The sequence below is a fragment of the Psychrobacter sp. M17(2026) genome, from assembly GCF_055699815.1.
Genome location: NZ_CM146741.1, coordinates 1879710 through 1898990 on the forward strand (window position 1 = coordinate 1879710; position 19281 = coordinate 1898990).

General features: G+C 43.1%; 15 protein-coding genes. 10 read left to right on the forward strand and 5 right to left on the reverse strand.

Features of this window, described 5'->3' with window-relative positions; genetic code table 11:
- Positions 1-107 precede the first annotated feature (107 nt).
- The 3 genes from ACR63T_RS07915 to glpK all read right to left on the reverse strand — a co-directional run bounded on the left by ACR63T_RS07915 (position 108) and on the right by glpK (position 4159).
- Complete coding sequence (locus ACR63T_RS07915) at positions 108-1136, reverse strand: endonuclease/exonuclease/phosphatase family protein (RefSeq protein WP_201569232.1); 1029 nt, start codon at positions 1134-1136, stop codon at positions 108-110.
- A 349-nt stretch (positions 1137-1485) separates the two neighbouring features.
- Positions 1486-2034 (reverse strand): hypothetical protein, encoded by a 549-nt coding sequence (locus tag ACR63T_RS07920; RefSeq protein WP_305900305.1) that lies wholly within the window; start codon positions 2032-2034, stop codon positions 1486-1488.
- A gap of 499 nt (positions 2035-2533) precedes the next feature.
- The gene (gene glpK, locus ACR63T_RS07925; RefSeq protein ID WP_472783629.1) at positions 2534-4159 is read right to left on the reverse strand and encodes a glycerol kinase GlpK; all 1626 of its coding nucleotides are present in this window, start codon (positions 4157-4159) and stop codon (positions 2534-2536) included.
- A gap of 347 nt (positions 4160-4506) precedes the next feature.
- On the opposite strand from glpK, the gene ACR63T_RS07930 reads away from it, so the two are divergent.
- From ACR63T_RS07930 to ACR63T_RS07950, 5 genes are all read left to right on the forward strand, one after another.
- Positions 4507-6270 (forward strand): TolC family protein, encoded by a 1764-nt coding sequence (locus tag ACR63T_RS07930; RefSeq protein WP_472783630.1) that lies wholly within the window; start codon positions 4507-4509, stop codon positions 6268-6270.
- 143 nt (positions 6271-6413) lie between these two features.
- Positions 6414-7280, forward strand: a complete 867-nt coding sequence (locus tag ACR63T_RS07935; RefSeq protein ID WP_472783631.1) for a YihY/virulence factor BrkB family protein — start codon at positions 6414-6416, stop codon at positions 7278-7280.
- Positions 7281-7372: 92 nt separating this feature from the next.
- Positions 7373-8566: an HlyD family secretion protein gene (locus tag ACR63T_RS07940; protein WP_472783632.1), complete on the forward strand. Its 1194-nt coding sequence runs from the start codon at positions 7373-7375 to the stop codon at positions 8564-8566.
- On the forward strand, positions 8567-9853 hold the full coding sequence (locus tag ACR63T_RS07945) for an ABC transporter permease (RefSeq protein ID WP_472783633.1): 1287 nt from the start codon (positions 8567-8569) through the stop codon (positions 9851-9853). It begins immediately after the preceding gene.
- Positions 9853-11058 carry an ABC transporter permease gene (locus ACR63T_RS07950; RefSeq protein WP_472783634.1) on the forward strand — a complete coding sequence of 402 codons (1206 nt, stop codon included), beginning with the start codon at positions 9853-9855 and terminating at the stop codon, positions 11056-11058. The genes ACR63T_RS07945 and ACR63T_RS07950 overlap by 1 nt, the downstream gene beginning before the upstream one ends.
- An 82-nt stretch (positions 11059-11140) precedes the next feature.
- On the opposite strand, the gene sthA is transcribed toward ACR63T_RS07950, so the two are convergent.
- Positions 11141-12790, reverse strand: a complete 1650-nt coding sequence (gene sthA / locus ACR63T_RS07955) for a Si-specific NAD(P)(+) transhydrogenase (protein ID WP_227680209.1) — start codon at positions 12788-12790, stop codon at positions 11141-11143.
- An 88-nt stretch (positions 12791-12878) separates the two neighbouring features.
- On the reverse strand, positions 12879-13775 hold the full coding sequence (ppsR, locus tag ACR63T_RS07960; protein ID WP_227680210.1) for a posphoenolpyruvate synthetase regulatory kinase/phosphorylase PpsR: 897 nt from the start codon (positions 13773-13775) through the stop codon (positions 12879-12881).
- A 457-nt stretch (positions 13776-14232) separates the two neighbouring features.
- Here ppsR and ppsA point away from each other — a divergent pair, with 457 nt between their 5' ends.
- From ppsA to rplI, 5 genes are all read left to right on the forward strand, one after another.
- On the forward strand, positions 14233-16617 hold the full coding sequence (gene ppsA, locus ACR63T_RS07965) for a phosphoenolpyruvate synthase (RefSeq protein ID WP_472783635.1): 2385 nt from the start codon (positions 14233-14235) through the stop codon (positions 16615-16617).
- A gap of 202 nt (positions 16618-16819) precedes the next feature.
- The gene (locus tag ACR63T_RS07970) at positions 16820-17806 is read left to right on the forward strand and encodes an RDD family protein (protein ID WP_472783636.1); all 987 of its coding nucleotides are present in this window, start codon (positions 16820-16822) and stop codon (positions 17804-17806) included.
- A gap of 302 nt (positions 17807-18108) precedes the next feature.
- Entirely contained in the window at positions 18109-18507 is a 399-nt protein-coding gene (rpsF, locus tag ACR63T_RS07975) for a 30S ribosomal protein S6 (RefSeq protein ID WP_201569246.1), read from the forward strand.
- Between the two features lie 16 nt (positions 18508-18523).
- Positions 18524-18754, forward strand: coding sequence for a 30S ribosomal protein S18 (rpsR, locus tag ACR63T_RS07980; protein ID WP_010198808.1), 231 nt, complete (start codon positions 18524-18526; stop codon positions 18752-18754).
- Positions 18755-18774: 20 nt separating this feature from the next.
- A complete protein-coding gene (gene rplI, locus ACR63T_RS07985; RefSeq protein ID WP_201569248.1) occupies positions 18775-19281 on the forward strand; it encodes a 50S ribosomal protein L9 in 507 nt (168 codons plus the stop codon).

Here is a 19281-nt window from a genome sequence, read left to right on the forward strand (position 1 = left end):
CAATATGATAATCATCCTATTTGATTTTCGACGTTATAACTGCTTGTACATCAGCAAGCAAGGAGCAAGTATAGTCAATGTAATGTATCGATTTATCAAACTTATGATCAATCGCTCAAGCGTATTTTTGCTCTGACAATGCCATGGTCGATAACTCTGTCTTCATAGTCCCATTTTAGATGATCATTAAAATAATCCACTCGCTCAACATGACCTATAGCAAATTTACTATCGGGCAAAAACTCTTCTGAGACGAATAGCTGATCGATAACCTCGGGAATACCTTGATAGATATGAGTATAAGCCACATCTTTCATCCAACCATAGCGAGCCTGAATACGTGCCGCATCGAACAGTGCGACATCGCGCATACTTTTATCATAATTAACCTCGCCTGTCTCTGCCATCAACTGAGTAGTCACGCTTCCTGTCACATCATTCATATCACCTAACAATATAAGGGGCTCACGAGTACGGCGCAGGCGCTCGATAATTGTCATCCTAATTGACGCCGCCTCACTGGCACGCATACAAAGACTACGCAGTTTGGCACGGACTCTAATATTTGGATCGTCCATATCCTCTAGTAGGTTGCCCTCTTTATCGCGTAAGAAAAACGCCCGCTTACTCTTTAAATGTGCGGTGATAATCGTCATAGGCTGACCATAGGCATCAACTCGCAGTAATAATGGTGGCCGCTTGAATTCGCGATAAGGTCCAATATCAGGGATATCTATCACAGCCTCGCTAACCACGTCCTGCAATAACTGCTGCTCCAATGGCTTGAATCGGCTAATAATGCCTACTGCAGGAGTACCTTGTGCACCTCTTCCCTGCGTATAGCGACTATAACTATCGTTACTGGCTAATGGAACAATAACTTGGTCAGGGGTAAAGCCCAAACCCGTAGCAACTGCCTCTAATGCATTGCTATCCCACACCTCTTGTACCGCTATAATGTCAGCATTGGCTTTTGAAAGCAGATCAGTAATCCCTGCTACCTTACGCTGATAGCTTTGCTCATCATAAGCTGGAGCATTATCATAATAAATACGCTTAGGATTGGCAAAATTGAGCAAATTTGCTGTAGCAATATAAAACTGTTTATGATTATTTTGCGTATTGTGCTGAGCCATATTTTACCTATTTTGGCTAATTATTATTCTTATAATACTTTAACAGGTGCACTCAATAACGACAGTCTTTCGAAATAAGTATTCGTTGTTGACCTATTGTGTTGTTGTAGACGGATTATTTGTAATAATAATCCGTAGATTAGCAAGTTATCAAAACTCGCTATAATAACAAACCTTGTGCTTAAGGTTCAGAAATAATTTTCGTTTATTATGAACTATTGTTTATTTTAGTATGAAATCATGTTCAGAATATGTTTAATATACAGCAAAAAAAAGCTCCCGAAACTATTTTCGGAAGCTTTTAACAAATCTAAGTCATTGTAAACGCGTTATTTCACGCTATAAGTGGTTACTTGATACGGTTCCAAGCATCACGTGATGCCATACGTGCTTCGTTCCACTCCATACGTGACTCACCTTTTACTTCTTCCCATGAGCGTTTTAGGTCTGCTTCATGATCTTCAAAACGTGCATCGGCAGGATAGCGTCCACGATTGGCATAGCCTACTGCATAGGCAGGATGCATATCACGGTCAAAATCATAGCCTTCTTTGTGGTAATCAGTATTAACAGCTTCTGCACGCCAATAAGCTTCTTCATGTGTAGGGTCGATAGCTTCAGCTGAAGCATGACCTGCACCACCACCAGCGATGGCACCGATAGCACCACCAATCAACGTACCTAGTGGACCTGCCATAGAACCAATAGCGGCACCAGCTACAGCACCACCAACACCACCAATAGCTGTTCCTACTGGGTGTGAGCCTGGCTCACCAGTAATAATATCGGCATTAAGATCATGCTTAGTTTCTTTTGACATGTGCTTAACTTCACTACGATCAATATTACTCGGGTCATTAGTAACAACCTTTCTATCAACCACTTCAGGATCAGCCATTCTACGAGCATTATCATCAATGATACGCTCTCTATCGCCAACCCCAAGATCATCATCAGTGACAATGTAACCATCTGTGCTCGCTAACTGATCACTAACATGTGTAGAAGGATGAGGATTATCAGTATTAATGATATAACCATCTGTACTCACTAAGGTTTCGTTTTCAATATCTCTGTTACTCATTATTATATCCTTTTGATTATTAGTTAATTATTAAAATAACCTAAACTGTTCGTTCACCTGTTATCTATTTACTCGTAAAGTATATAAACATGTCTACCCTGACAGCTATGCGTAATATGTAAGCTATGTCATCATCGCGATGACCTTGAGTTACAGCATGTATATTAATAACTGTTATTGATAATGAGCAATGAAATACAGTAACTGCGCATACGCCTATACCCAGCCTTTGATAAAAAGAATCGGTCGTTGGATAAAATTATTAAAGCAACAAAACTATTGAAATAATGATTCCATTGAAGCAACAAGGCTATTAAAGCAACAAGGCTTTGGCGATAACTTGTTGCCACTTATCAAGGTGCTGCTCACGGCGCTCACCTGACATAGTTGGCTCAAAGCTTCGCTCTATCTGCCATGAGTCTTGCATAGTTGAGTCATCATATAGTCCCATCTTAAGACCTGCTAGTAGCGCTGCACCTTTGGCAGTGATTTCAGTATCTTTGGGTCTTAATACAGGCACGCCCAATAAATCCGCCTGAAACTGCATCAATAAGTCGTTATTAGCCGCCCCGCCATCAACCCTCAACTCTGTCAATGGATGAGGACTATCTTTTTGCATAGCAATCAGAACATCGTAGGTCTGATAAGCAATAGACTCAAGAGCTGCTCGAGCGATATGAGCTTTGGTTGTACCGCGGGTCATGCCGCTTATGCTCGCGCTAATATCTGAACGCCAATAAGGGGCACCAAGTCCTGTAAACGCAGGTAGCACGACCACCTCTTCGCTACTATTCACTTGCCGTGCTAGCGTTTCGATATCACAGCTTTGCTTGATCATCCCTAAGTTATCGCGTAGCCATTGTACGATAGCCCCTGCCATAAATACGCTACCTTCGAGAGCATAAGTAACTTGATGCTCAGCACTACTAGTCCTAGCATTGGTACTGGCGTTTGGCACTTGTAATAGGCGCTTGCTCGATTGCATGATTTGATTAAGAAATAGATTATCATTTTGACTCACAGGCGTTTTGCGTTGCCAAGCGATAGTCGTTAATAATTGATGTTCACTAATTTTGGGCATTTGTCCGATATTCATCAGCATGAAACAGCCTGTGCCATAAGTATTTTTTGCCATACCTGCATCCAAGCAGCCTTGTCCAAATAGCGCCGCTTGCTGATCGCCAAGTACGGCATGAATAGGAATTTGCTTAGCAAATAGTCCTTTTTTAGTTTTACCAAACTCACCATCTGAGGGTAGTACTTTGGGTAATAAGGTCATAGGAATATTAAAAAGGTCGCATAGTTCATCCGACCAAGCCAGCTTATGTATGTCATACAATAGCGTTCGCGAAGCATTGGTGACATCGATGACATGCTCACCGCCAGTTAGCTGATGAATCAGCCAGCTATCGATAGTACCCACCGCCAGCTCATGTCTGCTCGCACGCGCCCTTAGATTAGGAGTGTTATCAAGTAGCCAAGCGATCTTACTGGCGCTAAAATAAGGATCAAGTCGCAGACCCGTTATACGCTGTACTTGCTGCGCTAAGCTATCATTGCCATCAGACTCAAATCGCTTGTCCGCTTCTCTCTTGGCTAAGCTTTGGCAATACTGAGCGGTACGTCTATCCTGCCAGATAATCGCTGGCGCAACCGCCTTACCTGTTTTCTTATCCCAAATAACGATAGATTCGCGCTGATTAGTAATGGCGATGCCTGTCACATCAGTCGCGAGCAAACCTGCTTGGTTAATGACATCATGAGCGCAGCTGATCTGCGTTTGCCATATCTGCTGCGCATCCTGCTCGACATAATCGGCTTTTGGGGTTTGCAGGCTAGTAGGCTTTTGCACTATTTTGATAGGTCGCGCTTGATCATCGTATAAAATCGCCCTGCTCGAAGTAGTGCCTTGATCTAGCGCCAAAATATATCCTGCCATTACCTACTCCTTAATCCTGCTGATTTATGCTTATCGATAGCGCTTGTTGGATACAGCTTATTAAATATAGACTTTTAACTTATAAAAAAAAGCACACCCATCACATTGTCTACTGTAGCAAATCCTAGACTTTAGCCCCTAACAAATTTTTATCACTCACTTATGAATAATGCTATTATTAATGCTCAAATTATTGAGCTAACACAATCCATCATTTTACTCAACGATGGACTAGAGAATACTTAGCCTTGACCAGTCATGATTGACGCTCTACAGTGTGCGCACCGTTATCGATGACATTGTTTTTTATTATCAGCTTAATTATCAGCTCAAACACCGGCTTAACTATGAAATCTGCTTTATCTTTTGTTTCTACTGCTATAAGTATGACTATGCTAGCTGCTGTCTCAAACCATTCATTAGCAAGTCATTCTGAGCTTTTTGATAGTAGTGTCAACGCTAATGGCTATGATAATAGCGTGCAAGACATGGTATCGCCAGTGGCGACCACTCAAATCATTGATGCTCGGATGGATGATTCTCGTATAGACAATTCTGCCATAGATAGTATGAGCACTGATAGTATGAGTACTATCAATAATGGCTCGCCTGCTACCATGCCAAATACAGCAGATATCACATCAAAGACAGAAGCAGACTTTGAACCTGACAGTACTCTGACAACCTTACTTGATCCCGTCACCCATAAATATATCGAAAACAGCTATCCCTTAGAAGTCTCTAGCTTTTTGAGCCTTGAGCAAGCGCAAGCTATCTTGCTGCAAGTATCGCCAAAGCTTGCTGCCAATGAAGCCGCTGTTGCTGCCAGCAATTATCAAACTGAGGCGCTCAGCACTATCGATAGACCTTTTGTATTTGCCCGAGTTTCAGCTAGCACCTACAATTTAGATGCTGATGTGGATTTGTCCTCGCTTAGAAATGGGGTGGTCAATGAAGTCAATAATAGCGTCGACACAGTCATTCCTTCTATCCCAGGCATTCCAGATCTACCTAACTTTGGTGAATTGGTAGGTGATCGTATTCCTGATTCCTATAACTTTAAGCGCTCAGGCTCTACTACTAGCGCTGGAATTGGAGTCGCTTGGCCTATCTATACGGCTGGACGTACCAAAGCATTGACTGGCATCTCTAATGCGCGTACTCAAGAGGAAATAGCTGATGGTACGTTGGATAAAAATGAGCTTTATAGCACTTTGATTGAGCGCTATTTTAAAGCGCAATTGGCTATAATCGCTGCTTATTTACGTGAAGATGCCTATGAAACGTTGCAACAGACCGATCACATGGCTAAGCGCTTGTTTGAAGAAGGTTTTATATCACGAGTGGAGCGCTTAGAGGCGCAATCTGCACTCGCGGATGCTAAGAGTGAGTCGATTAATGCTAATAATGACGCTCGTCTGGCAATGATTGCTTTGCAGCGCCTGCTACGCACTGAGTATCGTATCAAACCGACGACTCCACTATTTGTCTCCAGCCGTCAGCTACCTGATGTCAGTTACTTTCAGGAGCTCGCGCTTACCTATCATCCAGGCCTACAAAAAGTCGCAGCCAAACGGGCGCAGGCTCAGCAGCTTCATGCGTTATCTGATACTGGCTATAAGCCGACAGTGCTGTTATACGGCTATGGTCAGCTAGAGCAAGACCCTAGCTGGATTGCGGGCATATCTGCCAGTTGGAAGCTTTGGGGCGGGCTCGATAAAAAAGCGACCTTGGCTTCGAGTAACGCCAAAATACGCCAAGCTGATCTGTCTGAGATTGAGGTCAGTGACAATTTATTATTACTTGTTGAAAAAAACTGGCACGATGTCAATAATGCGCAGTCTCGCTATCAAGCGCTACAAAGCAACGTTGATCTGGCAGCAGAAGTATTGCGCCTGCGCCGGTTAGGCCTACAAGAAGGTGTCAATACGACTATCGATTTGGTACAGGCGCAAACCCAATCTCTCAAAGCTCGTACTGAACAAGCGCAAGCGGCAAATGACTACGTGCAAGGGCTAGCGGCATTAATGCAAAGCTGTGGTACGCCGCTAGCCTTCAACGCTTATCTTAATGCGGCTGATATTCGCCTACCAACTTTATATAGCGAATAGTTACGATAAATAGCAAATAGTTGCGACAATAGCATTAGAGCTCGCTCAATAAATTTTGCTATTATCTTGTTATTAAATGGCACTTTCTCATTAACTTAGTGCCTACTTACTTTTTAAACAATGACTCGAATAAGACTACTCTTATGACTAAAAGTACCGCTAAAATACCTAGTTGGCTAGCGCTTATATTACCAACTTGGCGTAACACTAATAACTCTAGTATCTGGGCACATTGCGCCAGTGTCGGATTTTTTGGTTTTTTATCTATTTTCCCAGTTATGGCGGTATTCGTATTGATATATGGTCTTGCCTTCTCACCTGACCAGATGCAAGAGCAGATCTCATTTTTGCGACCCTTTGTCCCTACTACAGTATACGAAGTGCTCGATGCTCGCTTAAGTCAGCTGGTCTCTAATACTAATACGCGCCTGACTTTTAGCTTACTTATCTCAACCTCTGCGGCACTTTATGCAGGCTCCAAGGGTATCAAGTCTTTGATTAAACTGGTCAACATTTCCTTTGGTATTACCCAAGAGCGCGGCTTTATACAGAGCCTTATTAGAGCTCTAGGTTTGACATTTGCAGCTTTAGTTATCTTTATCATAGCGCTATCGTCGATTGCCCTAGTGCCGTTATTAGCCGCCTATTTTCCTTTTCCACAGATAGCAAAGACTATTGCGCTTTGGAGCCGATGGCCTCTATTAGCTGGCATTATATTTATCGGCTTTCTAGGACTTTATCGAGTAGCACCAAATCGTGCTGCTATGCCCCTGAAAAAACTAGTGCCAGGAGCGGCTTTGGCAACGGTGCTCTGGATACTACTATCTGCTCTTTTTTCGGTATATGTGCAGAATTTTAATAATTATAGTGCTGAGTTTGGTGCGTTGTCAGCTGCGGTCGTTATTATGTTGTGGTTGTACTATTCGGCATTTATTGTCGCCTTTGGTGCAGTCTTTAATTTTCAGGTTACCGAAGGCAATAAGTCTGATGCTATTCGAGTTTATTCTTAACTAATTCGTTAACTGTGTAATTAAGCAGTCGGACAGTAAATCAATACTTTGTAATAACTTTTATTATCAACTGCTTTAGGAAGTTTGCTGTTATGTCTGAATCTCATAATAATTCTGATGATGCTAAAAAATTAGACCCATTAGATACTCCTCATAACGAGCAAGACTTTAACCCTAGTGATACTAATACTGATAGTTCAGAGCCAGTAACCACTACTTATAAGCGTAGCAAAACCGCCAAGCCTGCACTTATCAAAAAAGCGCTTCTTGCACTATTAGTATTAATCATACTTAGCATTATCGCTTACGGACTGTTTAAAAGTAATCAGCATAGCGAACCTGAAAGCATCACTTTGCAAGGTCAAATGCAGATGCAGCAGACCTCTATTAGCGCAAAAGTACCTGGACGTATTGCACAGATATTGGTGACTGAAGGCGATAGTGTCGAGATAGGCCAACAGCTGATCGAGATGGACTCGCCAGAGATTAATGCCAAGATTAATCAAGCTCGTGCTGGTAAGGAGATGGCCCAAAGCCAACTGGATAAAGCGGAAAACGGTGCACGACCACAAGAGATTGCGCAGGCCAAAGCCGCTTGGCAAGCCAATAAGGCGGCATCCGATTTGGCAGCCAATACTTATGAGCGTATCGATCGTCTCTATGAGGAAGGGTTGATGGCTAGGCAAAAGCGCGATGAGTCTTTTGCTCAGTATCAAGCGACTAAAGCGCAAACCGAAGCGGCGCGCCTGCAATATGATTTGGCAATGGAAGGGGCACGCAGTGAAGATAAATCAGCGGCGACAGCGCAAGTTGCACAAGTCGATGCCAAGCTAGAAGAAGCCTTGGTTGCCAAACAAGAAGCCAACTTAAAAAGTCCGATTGGCGGTATTGTTGATAATGTCATCGTCAGCCCTGGTGAAGTCATAGGTCAAGGTGTCCCTCTATTAACGGTAGTCGATACTAGTAAGCAATGGGCCGTCTTAAACGTGACTGAGACTTATCTTAACCAGTTTGCTATCGGTCAGCAGTTTATAGGTACTATCCCTGCGCTCTCCTCTACTGAGCGCCCTTATACTAAAGAGTTCACCGTCTACGCCACTTCTACCTTGTCTGACTTTGCCACGTGGCGTCCGACCAACAACGACGATGGCTTTGATGTACGTACCTTTGAGGTAAAAGCAAGACCGACTACACCAGACTCGCGTATTCGTTCGGGAATGAGTGTTGTTGTCCGCATAAATCCGCAAGCGACTAAGCAGTCCACTAGCCAGCAGAGTCAGCCATAAGTGACGCGTTTAACTGAAGTTTTTGTACGCAGTGCTGCCTATGAGCGGCGATTTTTGGCCAAAAACCCATGGGATCTGGCGATGATCGTCTGGATTCCTTTGGCAACGGTACTGCTCATTTGGTGGATATTTTCGCAGACGCAAATTACTGACTTACCTATTGGGGTTATCGATCAAGATCATAGCCCGATGTCTAATACTTTAACTCGCTACTTAGAGGCTAGTCCCGATATCACTATCGCCAGTTCCTACAGCTCGCCAGCAGCGGCTAAAGATGCGATTTTGCAGCGCGATATCTATGCCTTGGTTATCATTCCTGAAGACTTTTCGCGTAATATTTTATCTAGCAAACCTGCGCCTATTGTCTTACAAGTCAATGCTCAGTACGGTACGCACTCGGGCATTATTCAAAAGAGTGTCCAATCCGTAGCAGGCACCCTATCGGCAGGGGTCGAGATTCAGCGTTTCATCAAACAAGGCATGGCACCCTCGCAAGCAGCCATTGCCTACTCGCCAATTAGTATCCAACGTACTAGCCTGTTTAATGCTACGACTAATTATCAGCAGTTTTTGGCATCAACGGTTATTCCAGCGCTGTTGCATATTTTAGCGATGGTCATTGGCGCAACGACTATTGGCCGTGAACTACGCGATAAACGCTTAGGTCGTTGGTATCGCTTTATTGATAACAAACGTAATGATCTGAGGCTGATAGAAAATGACAAGCTCAATGCACATATAATAAAAGATAAGCAAGCAGCGACTACTATAATATCACTGGAGAAAAGCAGCTTGTCTGTATTATTATTTGGCTTGGCAGGTAAGTATTGTTGGCCGACACTCGCTTATAGTCTTTGGGCCGCATTAGCGCTGTGGTTAGCCACTTTGCAAGACTCTATTGCTATAAGCTCGCTGCTGGCTACTTATATTGGCTTAGTATTATTGATGATACTGTCATTTTGGCTAGGCGCTATTTTTACATTAGCGTCTTTCTCCTTGCGCGCAGGCTTGTCAGCGACAGGCTTTATCTCCGCCCCCTCTTATGCTTTTGCTGGCGTTACTTTTCCTTATATTGCTATCAGTGAAGGCGCTCAGCATTGGTCAGATGTTCTGCCATTAACGCATTATCTCAAACTTCATATTGCTCAACTACAAATGCATTCCCCAACAGCCATTTCGTTACCTATCGTCTATGGTTTAGCGTTGGCGACTATGATTGCTATGCTATTTACAGCGCTGTTAACGAAGCGTGCCCTGAAACATCCTGAACGTTGGGGAGCACGCTGATGTTATTGGCTAACAAAACCAAAAAGACGACAAAGCTCTCAAAGCCAACATCATCACTAGCACCGACGCCATCACCGATAACGTTTTGGGCGAGCTTTTTGCAAACGTTTAAAGATATTTTTACAGATAGCGGTGTGGTGCTCATGCTGCTTATCGCGCCTGTCATTTATGGTTTTTTTTATCCTTGGCCCTATTCAAATGAGACGGTTAATCATGTGCCAGTCGGTATCATCGACAATGATAATAGCCCTCTATCTCGTACTATCGTCCGTTATGCGAGTGCCAGCCCCCAGCTAGATACTCAACGTTTTGTCAATGAGCAAGCCGCCAAACAAGCGATATGGACTGATGACATCGCCGGCTATATGATTATCCCAAGCGGTCTTGAGCAGCAAGTGCTATCAGGTAAGGCCGCTAGCGTCAGCGTTTTAGGTAATGGCGGTTATTTTATTCTCAATAAAAACGTGCAATTAGGATTTTTACAGGCAGTAAGCACGGTATCGGCTGGTATCGAGGTCAAAAAGAATGTAGCACAAGGCGCTTATCTAGCAACAGCTGCGAGTAATACCCAAGCTGTGCCCCTACAAATCATTCCTTTATATAATCAAACTGAGGGCTATGGCGCTTATGTGGTGCCAGCAGTAGCCATTTTGATTATGCAGCAGACTTTATTAATGGCGGCAGCGATGTTGATTGGCACGTGGTATGAGCAGCGTCGCCACGCGACTAGTATACGAGGCTGGCTTGGACGTATCATGGCGCTAAGCGCTTTGAGCTTCATTGTTGGCTGCTTTTATTATGGCTGGGCTTTTGAGCTGCATCATTACCCGCGCGGCGAGAATATGCTTGGCAGTTTATTATTTTTGGCGCTGTTCTGTCCGACGGTGGCAACGCTCGGCTGCCTGCTTGGTTTATGGTTTCGTCAGCGTGAGCGTAGTTTACAGATTTTGATATTCAGCTCACTGCCTTTATTTTTTATCAGCGGCTATCCATGGCCTGCCAATCAGTTGCCCGAAGTACTGCAAGTGATACGTTGGCTAGTACCAACGACACCTGGGTTAAATATGTCAGTACAGATGAATCAAATGGGCGCAAGCGTTGCCCAAGTGGCTACTGGCTTTTATGCACTAGTGGGATTGTGGGCATTGTATTTTATTCTGTTATTGGCTTTTCGCTGGCATGATAACAAAAAGATTTATCAGTGATATCTATATTTAAAAAATCAAAAAAAGCGCCTGTAGTTCATACAGACGCTTTTTTATTATTATCAAGTTAGCTTTTTCAAATTTAAAACACCCGATTAAGACCGTTAAGTGCTGCTACCCGATAAGCTTCTGCCATCGTCGGATAGTTAAAGGTCGTATTGACGAAGTATTCAAGTGTTGCACCACACTTCATGACCGCCTGTCCGATATGGATAATCTCTGAGGCATGGTTACCATAGCAGTGAACGCCTAATAACTGTAGCGTCTCACGATGGAATAATATCTTGAGGACACCTGTGCGTTCGCCAATGATTTGCGCGCGCGCCAAGTCTTTAAAGAACGCCTGCCCGACTTCATAAGGAATCTGCTCATCTGTGAGCTCTTGCTCGGTTTTACCAATACTTGAGATCTCAGGAATAGTGTAAATACCCGTCGGCACACTAGAGACAGGCTCAGCGTCACTATCACCGACCATAAAGGCGGCAGCACAGCGCCCTTGGTCATAAGCGGCTGAGGCAAGCGACGGCCAGCCAATCACATCTCCTGCCGCGTAGATATTATCCACCTCAGTACGGTAGGTATCATCGACTTTGAGCTGTCCGCGGCTATTAGGTGTTAGACCCAAGGCTTCTACATTTAATCCTTCCGTATTACCCGAGCGTCCATTAGACCACAAAATAGCATCGGCCTTTATCTTCTTACCGCTCTTTAAATGCAAAACAACATAATCATCATGGGTTTCTAAATGATCAATTTCTTCATTATTGCGAATAACCACACCAAATTGTCTAAAATCATGGGCAAGAGCGTCGCTAATCTCACTATCTAAATAATTTAATAATCGGGTTTGATTATTAATTAAATCTACTTTGCAGCCCAGACCCGTAAAGATTGAGGCATACTCAGAGCCGATCACGCCTGCACCATAGATAATAATCTTACGAATAACATAATCCATTTGCAGTATTTTATCTGAATCAAATACGCGTGGATGATCGAAGTCTAGTAGATCAGGGCGATAAGGGCGGCTACCGACCGTAATGATAGCTTTGTTAAAGGTAACAGTCTCAAAGACGTTTTCTTCGGTTTCAATCTTGACCGTATGCGCATCAACGAAGCTTGCCCAGCCGTGAATCACATCGACTTGATTACGCTCATAAAACCGCGTATGCGTAGTAACCTGACGGCGAATAACTTGACGAGCATTAGCCAGTACCCTATTTAGCGGTACTCTGTGGTAATCCAAGGTTTTGGTAAACATCGGATCACGACGGAAATTAATCAAGTTAAATACCGATTGACGCAAGGATTTACTCGGTATGGTACCGACATGAGTACAGTTACCACCGACTTGATCACGTGGGTCAATGACCGCAACCTTTTTGCCTGATTTAGTCAGCTTCATAGCTGCCGCTTCACCAGCAGGCCCTGCCCCTAATATTACTGCATCGTAAGTGTAATCATGATCGTCTTTTTTTAAGCGCTCAGCATCTTTACCATACCCTGATTTGACGTAGACGCGCTTGTCATCTAGTGGACTGACTAAATCAGGATGGTGCATGATATCGTCAGTAACTTGCTCATGTGTTTGCTCAATTTTTTCTTCTTTACTCATAGCTTGAGTTTGCTCAGGCGCAGTTGTTGGTGCGCTGCCACTGTCTTTATTTGAGACTTCGGTTTGCGACTCTTTGCCAGTATCATTAGTGGCATCATCTTTACGTTTGCTTCCCATAGTATCCTCTTTGTTCTTCCGTTTATTTAGCATTTAGCTCTTAGGATTCTTTTAATAGTGAATAAGACAATAACAAATAAAAATCAGTTTAACCAATGCGGCGCTTTAGACCTGTCATTTGTAATATACGTGTGGCAATCTCTTCAACGGACATCTCTGAGACATCAAGGCTTGGAATACCTTGTGAGATATAGATACCTTGTATAGCACGCTGCTCTTGCTGCACTTGTTGATAGCTCGAATAGCGACTACCCGCACGACGCTCTTGACGTATCTTAACCAACCGATCCGTGTTAATCACTAAACCGAACAGCTTGTCTTTATGCTCACGCAACGCTTTTGGCAGCTGATTATCATACAAGTCATCTTCGGTCAGCGGATAGTTTGCCGCACGAATACCGAATTGCAGCGCTAAATAAAGTGAAGTTGGCGTCTTGCCCGAACGCGATACACCAATCAAGATTATGTCAGCCATACTATAATGACGGGTACGCGCGCCATCATCGTTGTCTAGGGCAAAATGCACTGCATCGATACGCTCTTTGTAGTTCTCAGAGTCGACGTTATCATGAGCGTTACCCGAGTGACCATCAGGCTCGACGGCAATCTCTTCAGCAATACGACCGATCAGACCTTCATACATATCTAAGTTGCAGCCGTGAGCTGAATTGACTTTTTCACGAATCTCAGGATTGACAATGGTATCAAACACCAGCGGCAACAGACCGTCACGCTGATAGGCAATGTTTATTTGCTCAACCGCATCTTCAGCGCGCTCCAAGCTATCAACATACGGCAGCACTCGCGTCTCAAAAGGCACGGAGGCAAATTGACTCAAAATGGAGCGCCCAAGAGTCTCAGCGGTAATAGCCGTACCATCCGATATAAAAAACGCACTTCTTATCGTTTGTGAATTGTCTAAGCTTAGCGCATGATGGTTTTGAATAGTGGGCTTATCCTGTTCGGATGTCTGATTAGAATACATAACTGCAGAACCTCAATGATGGCCTTTGGACAATAACCTTTAGACGACTACGGTGATTGAGCCGTTTTTTGATACCCCTATCAAAGCAGGCTTAGATACTATTGCTTAGATATTGTTATTGCTTAAATACTATTATTGCTTAGGTACTATAACTTAGATCTTATAGCCTAAATATTATGGCTTACATTATACTCATAATAGCAAACCAATAGAAATCAATGTTACTAAATCTGCTAAAACATGAAAGTCTATTGTAGACAATCGTCATTGATTATTACTCATTGAAACCAATAATTTTGACAACAAAACATATCGTAAAATGATAAGCCGTCAAAAAAAGCAGATAATTTTTGTCAGTTTAATCATTTTTTCACTTTATCACTCGAAATCTGACCAATATAGGGGTATAATTCCGCGTTATAATCCTTACTAAATAACCTTATTTCTTGGAGTTATCATGGCAGAGCAATCTTCAGCACTTGTAATCAACCTTAATAAGCTAGGTAAAAACGATGTTGACACGGTTGGTGGCAAGAATTCATCGCTTGGCGAGATGATCAGTCACCTATCAGATTTGGGCGTTAGTGTCCCTGGTGGCTTTGCAACGACCGCCGATGCTTTTAATCGTTTTTTAACCGAAACGGGTCTACTTGATAAGATTAATGACGAGTTAAAAGCTTTAGATGTTAATGATGTTAATAAGCTAGCAGCGACAGGTAAAAAGATTCGCGGTTGGATTATTGATCAAGACTTGCCGAGTGATCTTGAGGCGCAAGTACGTCAATCTTTTGAAGAGATGAGCAAAGGTGAGGATATTTCGGTTGCGGTACGCTCTTCTGCTACTGCTGAAGATCTGCCAGATGCCTCATTTGCCGGTCAACAAGAGACTTATCTAAATATTCGCGGTATTGATAACGTACTGATTGCTATAAAAGAAGTATTTTCATCGCTATATAATGACCGCGCGATCTCTTATCGCGTCCATAAAGGCTTTGAGCATGAAGGCGTTGCGTTGTCTGCTGGTATTCAGCGTATGGTACGCTCAGAGACGGGCGCAGCTGGCGTTATGTTCACCCTAGATACCGAAAGCGGCTTTGATCAAGTGGTATTCATTACTTCAAGCTATGGTCTAGGTGAGATGGTCGTACAAGGTGCGGTCAATCCTGATGAGTTTTATTTATCTAAAAGATTACTAGAAAATGGCAAGCCTGCGGTTATTCGTCGTAACATCGGTAGCAAGCATAAAAAGATGATCTATGGCGATGAAGGCAGCACTGCCAAATCAGTCAAAATTGTCGATGTTGAAAAGCAAGAGCGTATGCAGTTCTCACTATCGACCGAAGAGCTAAACTCACTAGCCAAGCAAGCCATGACCATCGAAAAACATTATGGTCAAGCGATGGATATTGAGTGGGCAAAAGACGGCGACACGGGTGAAATCTTTATCGTTCAAGCGCGTCCTGAAACGGTTAAGAGTCGTCAGGACAGCAACGTCATGGAGCGTTATATCATCGACACTAAAGGTGCTAAAGTGCTATGCGAGGGTCGCTCAATCGGTCAACGTATCGGTGCTGGTAAAGTGCGTATCGTCAATGATATTAGCGAGATGGACAAAGTAGAAGATGGCGACGTACTAGTTTCAGACATGACGGATCCAGATTGGGAGCCAGTCATGAAGCGTGCCTCAGCTATCATCACTAACCGTGGTGGTCGTACCTGTCATGCCGCTATTATCGCCCGTGAGCTCGGTGTGCCTGCTATCGTCGGTTGTGGTAATGCCACAGAATTGCTCGTCGATGGTCAAGATGTAACCGTCTCTTGTGCTGAGGGTGATACTGGCTTTATCTATGAGAGCCAAATTGATTTTGATATTCAGACCAACTCTATCGAGTCTATGCCTGAGCTTGCATTCAAAGTGATGATGAACGTCGGTAACCCTGATCGTGCTTTCTCCTTTACCCAAATGCCAAACGAAGGTATCGGCCTTGCCCGTTTAGAGTTTATCATCAACCGCATGATTGGCGTGCATCCAAAAGCACTGCTCAATATGAACAGCTTACCGCGTGAAGTGGCACAAGCTATTCATGAGCGTATTGCAGGCTATGCTTCACCTGTTGACTTCTACGTTGATAAATTGGTTGAAGGTATCTCAACACTAGCGGTTGCCTTTATGGATCAACCGGTCATCGTACGTATGTCTGATTTTAAATCGAACGAATATGCCAACCTTTTGGGTGGTAAATTATACGAGCCATCAGAAGAAAACCCAATGCTGGGCTTCCGTGGTGCGAGCCGTTATGTCTCTGACAATTTCCGTGACTGCTTTGAGCTTGAGTGTAAAGCCCTCAAACGCGTCCGTGATGAGATGGGTCTAACTAACGTTGAGATTATGATTCCGTTTGTGCGTACTGTCGGTGAAGCGGCGCAAGTTATCGAGTTGCTTGAGAAAAACGGTCTCAAACGTGGCGAAAACGGTCTGCGCGTTATCATGATGTGTGAGCTGCCAACCAACTGCCTACTAGCAGAAGAGTTCTTAGAATACTTTGATGGCTTCTCTATCGGCTCTAATGATTTGACTCAGCTGACTTTAGGTCTTGATCGTGATTCAGGTATTATCTCGCATCTATTTGATGAGCGTGATCCTGCAGTCAAAAAGCTACTTACTATGGCGATTGAAGCTTGCCGTAAACACAACAAGTATGTCGGTATCTGTGGTCAAGGCCCATCAGATCATCCTGATCTTGCCTATTGGCTGATGGAGCAAGGTATCAGCTCAGTATCACTGAACCCTGATTCAGTACTCGATACTTGGTTCTTCTTAGCGGATGAAGAAGTCAAATAAGCGCTCCATAAGTTACATGCTTTATATTTAGGGTTTGTTTGCCACTCATCTTGCACTTTGATGAATCGGCAAGCAAACCCTAAACTGTATTAAGTAGGCGCTGATAGCGGTTAATCAGTTTACTTATGAAATCAGTTTACTTGTGAATAGTAAATACGCCCTAATATAACAAAGTAAGCTACCACTAAAGATATAGGCTATTATGCAGATTTTTCTTGCTCGAAATAATGTACAAGCGGGTCCTTATACCTTAGATCAGCTCAATATCATGTTGACCTCAGGTGAGGTGATGCTTGATGATTTGGTATGGCATGAGGGTTTAGATAAATGGCAACGTATCGGCGATTTGACCGCCAATCAATACGCTTATCGCCCTGCTAATACAGGATCTAACTCAACAGTTACCAATGATTCTATTATTAACAATGTCACGGTGTTCCCTGAAGATAATAATCCTCAAGGCTCAAAGACTAATGATGGCAAAAAGATGTCTATCGATAGACTCTATGGTAAGCCTGAGTCTAAGTCTACTGCTAAAAATACTAAAGCTGATATGACGACCAATCGTCAATATTCGCCCAACAACGTTTCATTGAATAAAACCAATAAAGCAGCTTCGGCAAAAGATGTTGTCATTGGTGATGTGATCCTTGCGCCTATTATGTCGCGAATATTAGCGACAGCGATTAATGCGCTGATGTATCTATTAGCCATCTTTCCCTTGGTGTTGGCTTTAGCCAAGATGGATGTCGATTATACTAAGTTTCAAGATATCCAAAATATGGATGCCGCTTACCAGTACTCTTTGACATTGATGGAAAGTATGCCTAGTGGCACTCTGATGATGTCACAGGTTCTCGTATTTGGACTATTTGCGCTGCAACTGGTATTTATTACCCTACGTGGGCAGTCTCTTGGTAAGCTCATTACAGGTATTCGGGTGGTTGATCAAAGCACTCATCGTCTGCCTTCATTTATCAAGCTGATTGGTACTCGTACGCTATTATTATTTATCATTTACAATCTATTATTTTCTTTTACTAGTTTTATGGGCTTTTTAGTCGTTGCGATCAACTATTACATGGCCTCAAAAAGCCCTGAAAATATCGGCTGGCATGATAAACTGGCTAAGACCTTAGTCGTCAAAGCCGATAGTAACCAATTGGTTAAACAACCTAAAATTAAATAGCTTTAAGCTATTCGATAAGCATTAATATTTCCAACAAAATAACAGCAGCGCTTCGGCGTTGCTTTTTTATGCACTCCCTTTTGTAGATAAAATCTTTATTTGCCAAAATTCATTACTGTTGTTTTTAAACTTTGTATTAATCATCAGTTACTGTTATACTACGGCGCTTTATAAGCTAAGCTTATTCTTTATTTTAAAGGCTTTTTATTATCGAGACCCTTTATTATTAAGATTAGGTTTACTCTATAAATCTCCTTGCTATTAACATAGGGTTAATAGCTACTAATCCGTAAGGAGTCCAAATGCGACATTACGAAGTGGTGTTAATTGTACACCCAGACCAAAGCGACCAAGTGGTCGGCATGGTTGAACGCTATATCAAGTTGGTTCAAGACAATGGTGGCGCTATCCATCGTTTAGAAGATTGGGGCCGCCGTCAATTGGCTTATCCAATCAACAAGATCCATAAAGCTCACTATGTTCTTTTCAACATTGAAACTGACGGTGATACTTTAGAAGAGCTTGAAGAATTGTTCCGTTATAACGATGCCGTTATTCGTAGCCTAGTTATGCGTCGTGACGAAGCTGTCACTGAAGAGTCGATGTTAGCTAAGAATGCCGATGAAAAACGCGCACGCAAAGCTACTCCTCGTCGTCCAGATCAAGACAATGACGACAACGACAACAACAGTGATGACTAATTAAAGGAGAATACTCATGGCACGTTTCTATCGCCGTCGCAAATTCTGCCGTTTCACCGCTGAAGGCATTACTCACATCGATTATAAAGATGTTGAATTGCTAAAACAGTATATCAGTGATAATGGCAAAATCGTACCAAGTCGTATTACTGGTACTTCTACAAAATATCAGCGTCAACTAGCGACTGCTATCAAGCAAGCTCGTTATTTATCGCTCTTACCATACACTGATAACCATCAGGGTTAACCGTTAACTAGGAATGACTCATGCAAATTATTTTGTTACAGCGTATCGTCAACCTTGGTAAGCTCGGTGAAACTGTCGATGTAAAACCAGGTTACGGACGTAACTTTCTTATCCCTCATGGCAAAGCACTTCCTGCTACTAAGCTTAACATCGAAAAGTTCGAAGCACGTCGTGCCGAACTTGAAGCTGAAGAAGCTGCTGAGGTCGCAACTGCTCAAACACGTGCTGACGCGTTAACTGACGTTAATGTAATCATGCGTGCAAAATCAGGCGATGAAGGTAAATTATTCGGTTCTATCGGTACTCGTGATATCGCTGAAGCATTAACCAACTCAGGTCTAGAAGTAGATCGTGCTGAGGTTAAGCTACCAGAAGGTACACTACGTCAGATCGGTGAATACAATGTTGATATCCAATTGCATCATGATGTAACGGCTACTATCTTGGTCACTATCCTATCAGAAGATGGCGATGATGAAGACGAAGATCTAGTAGAAGAAGAACAAGCGGATGATTCTGAAGAGTAA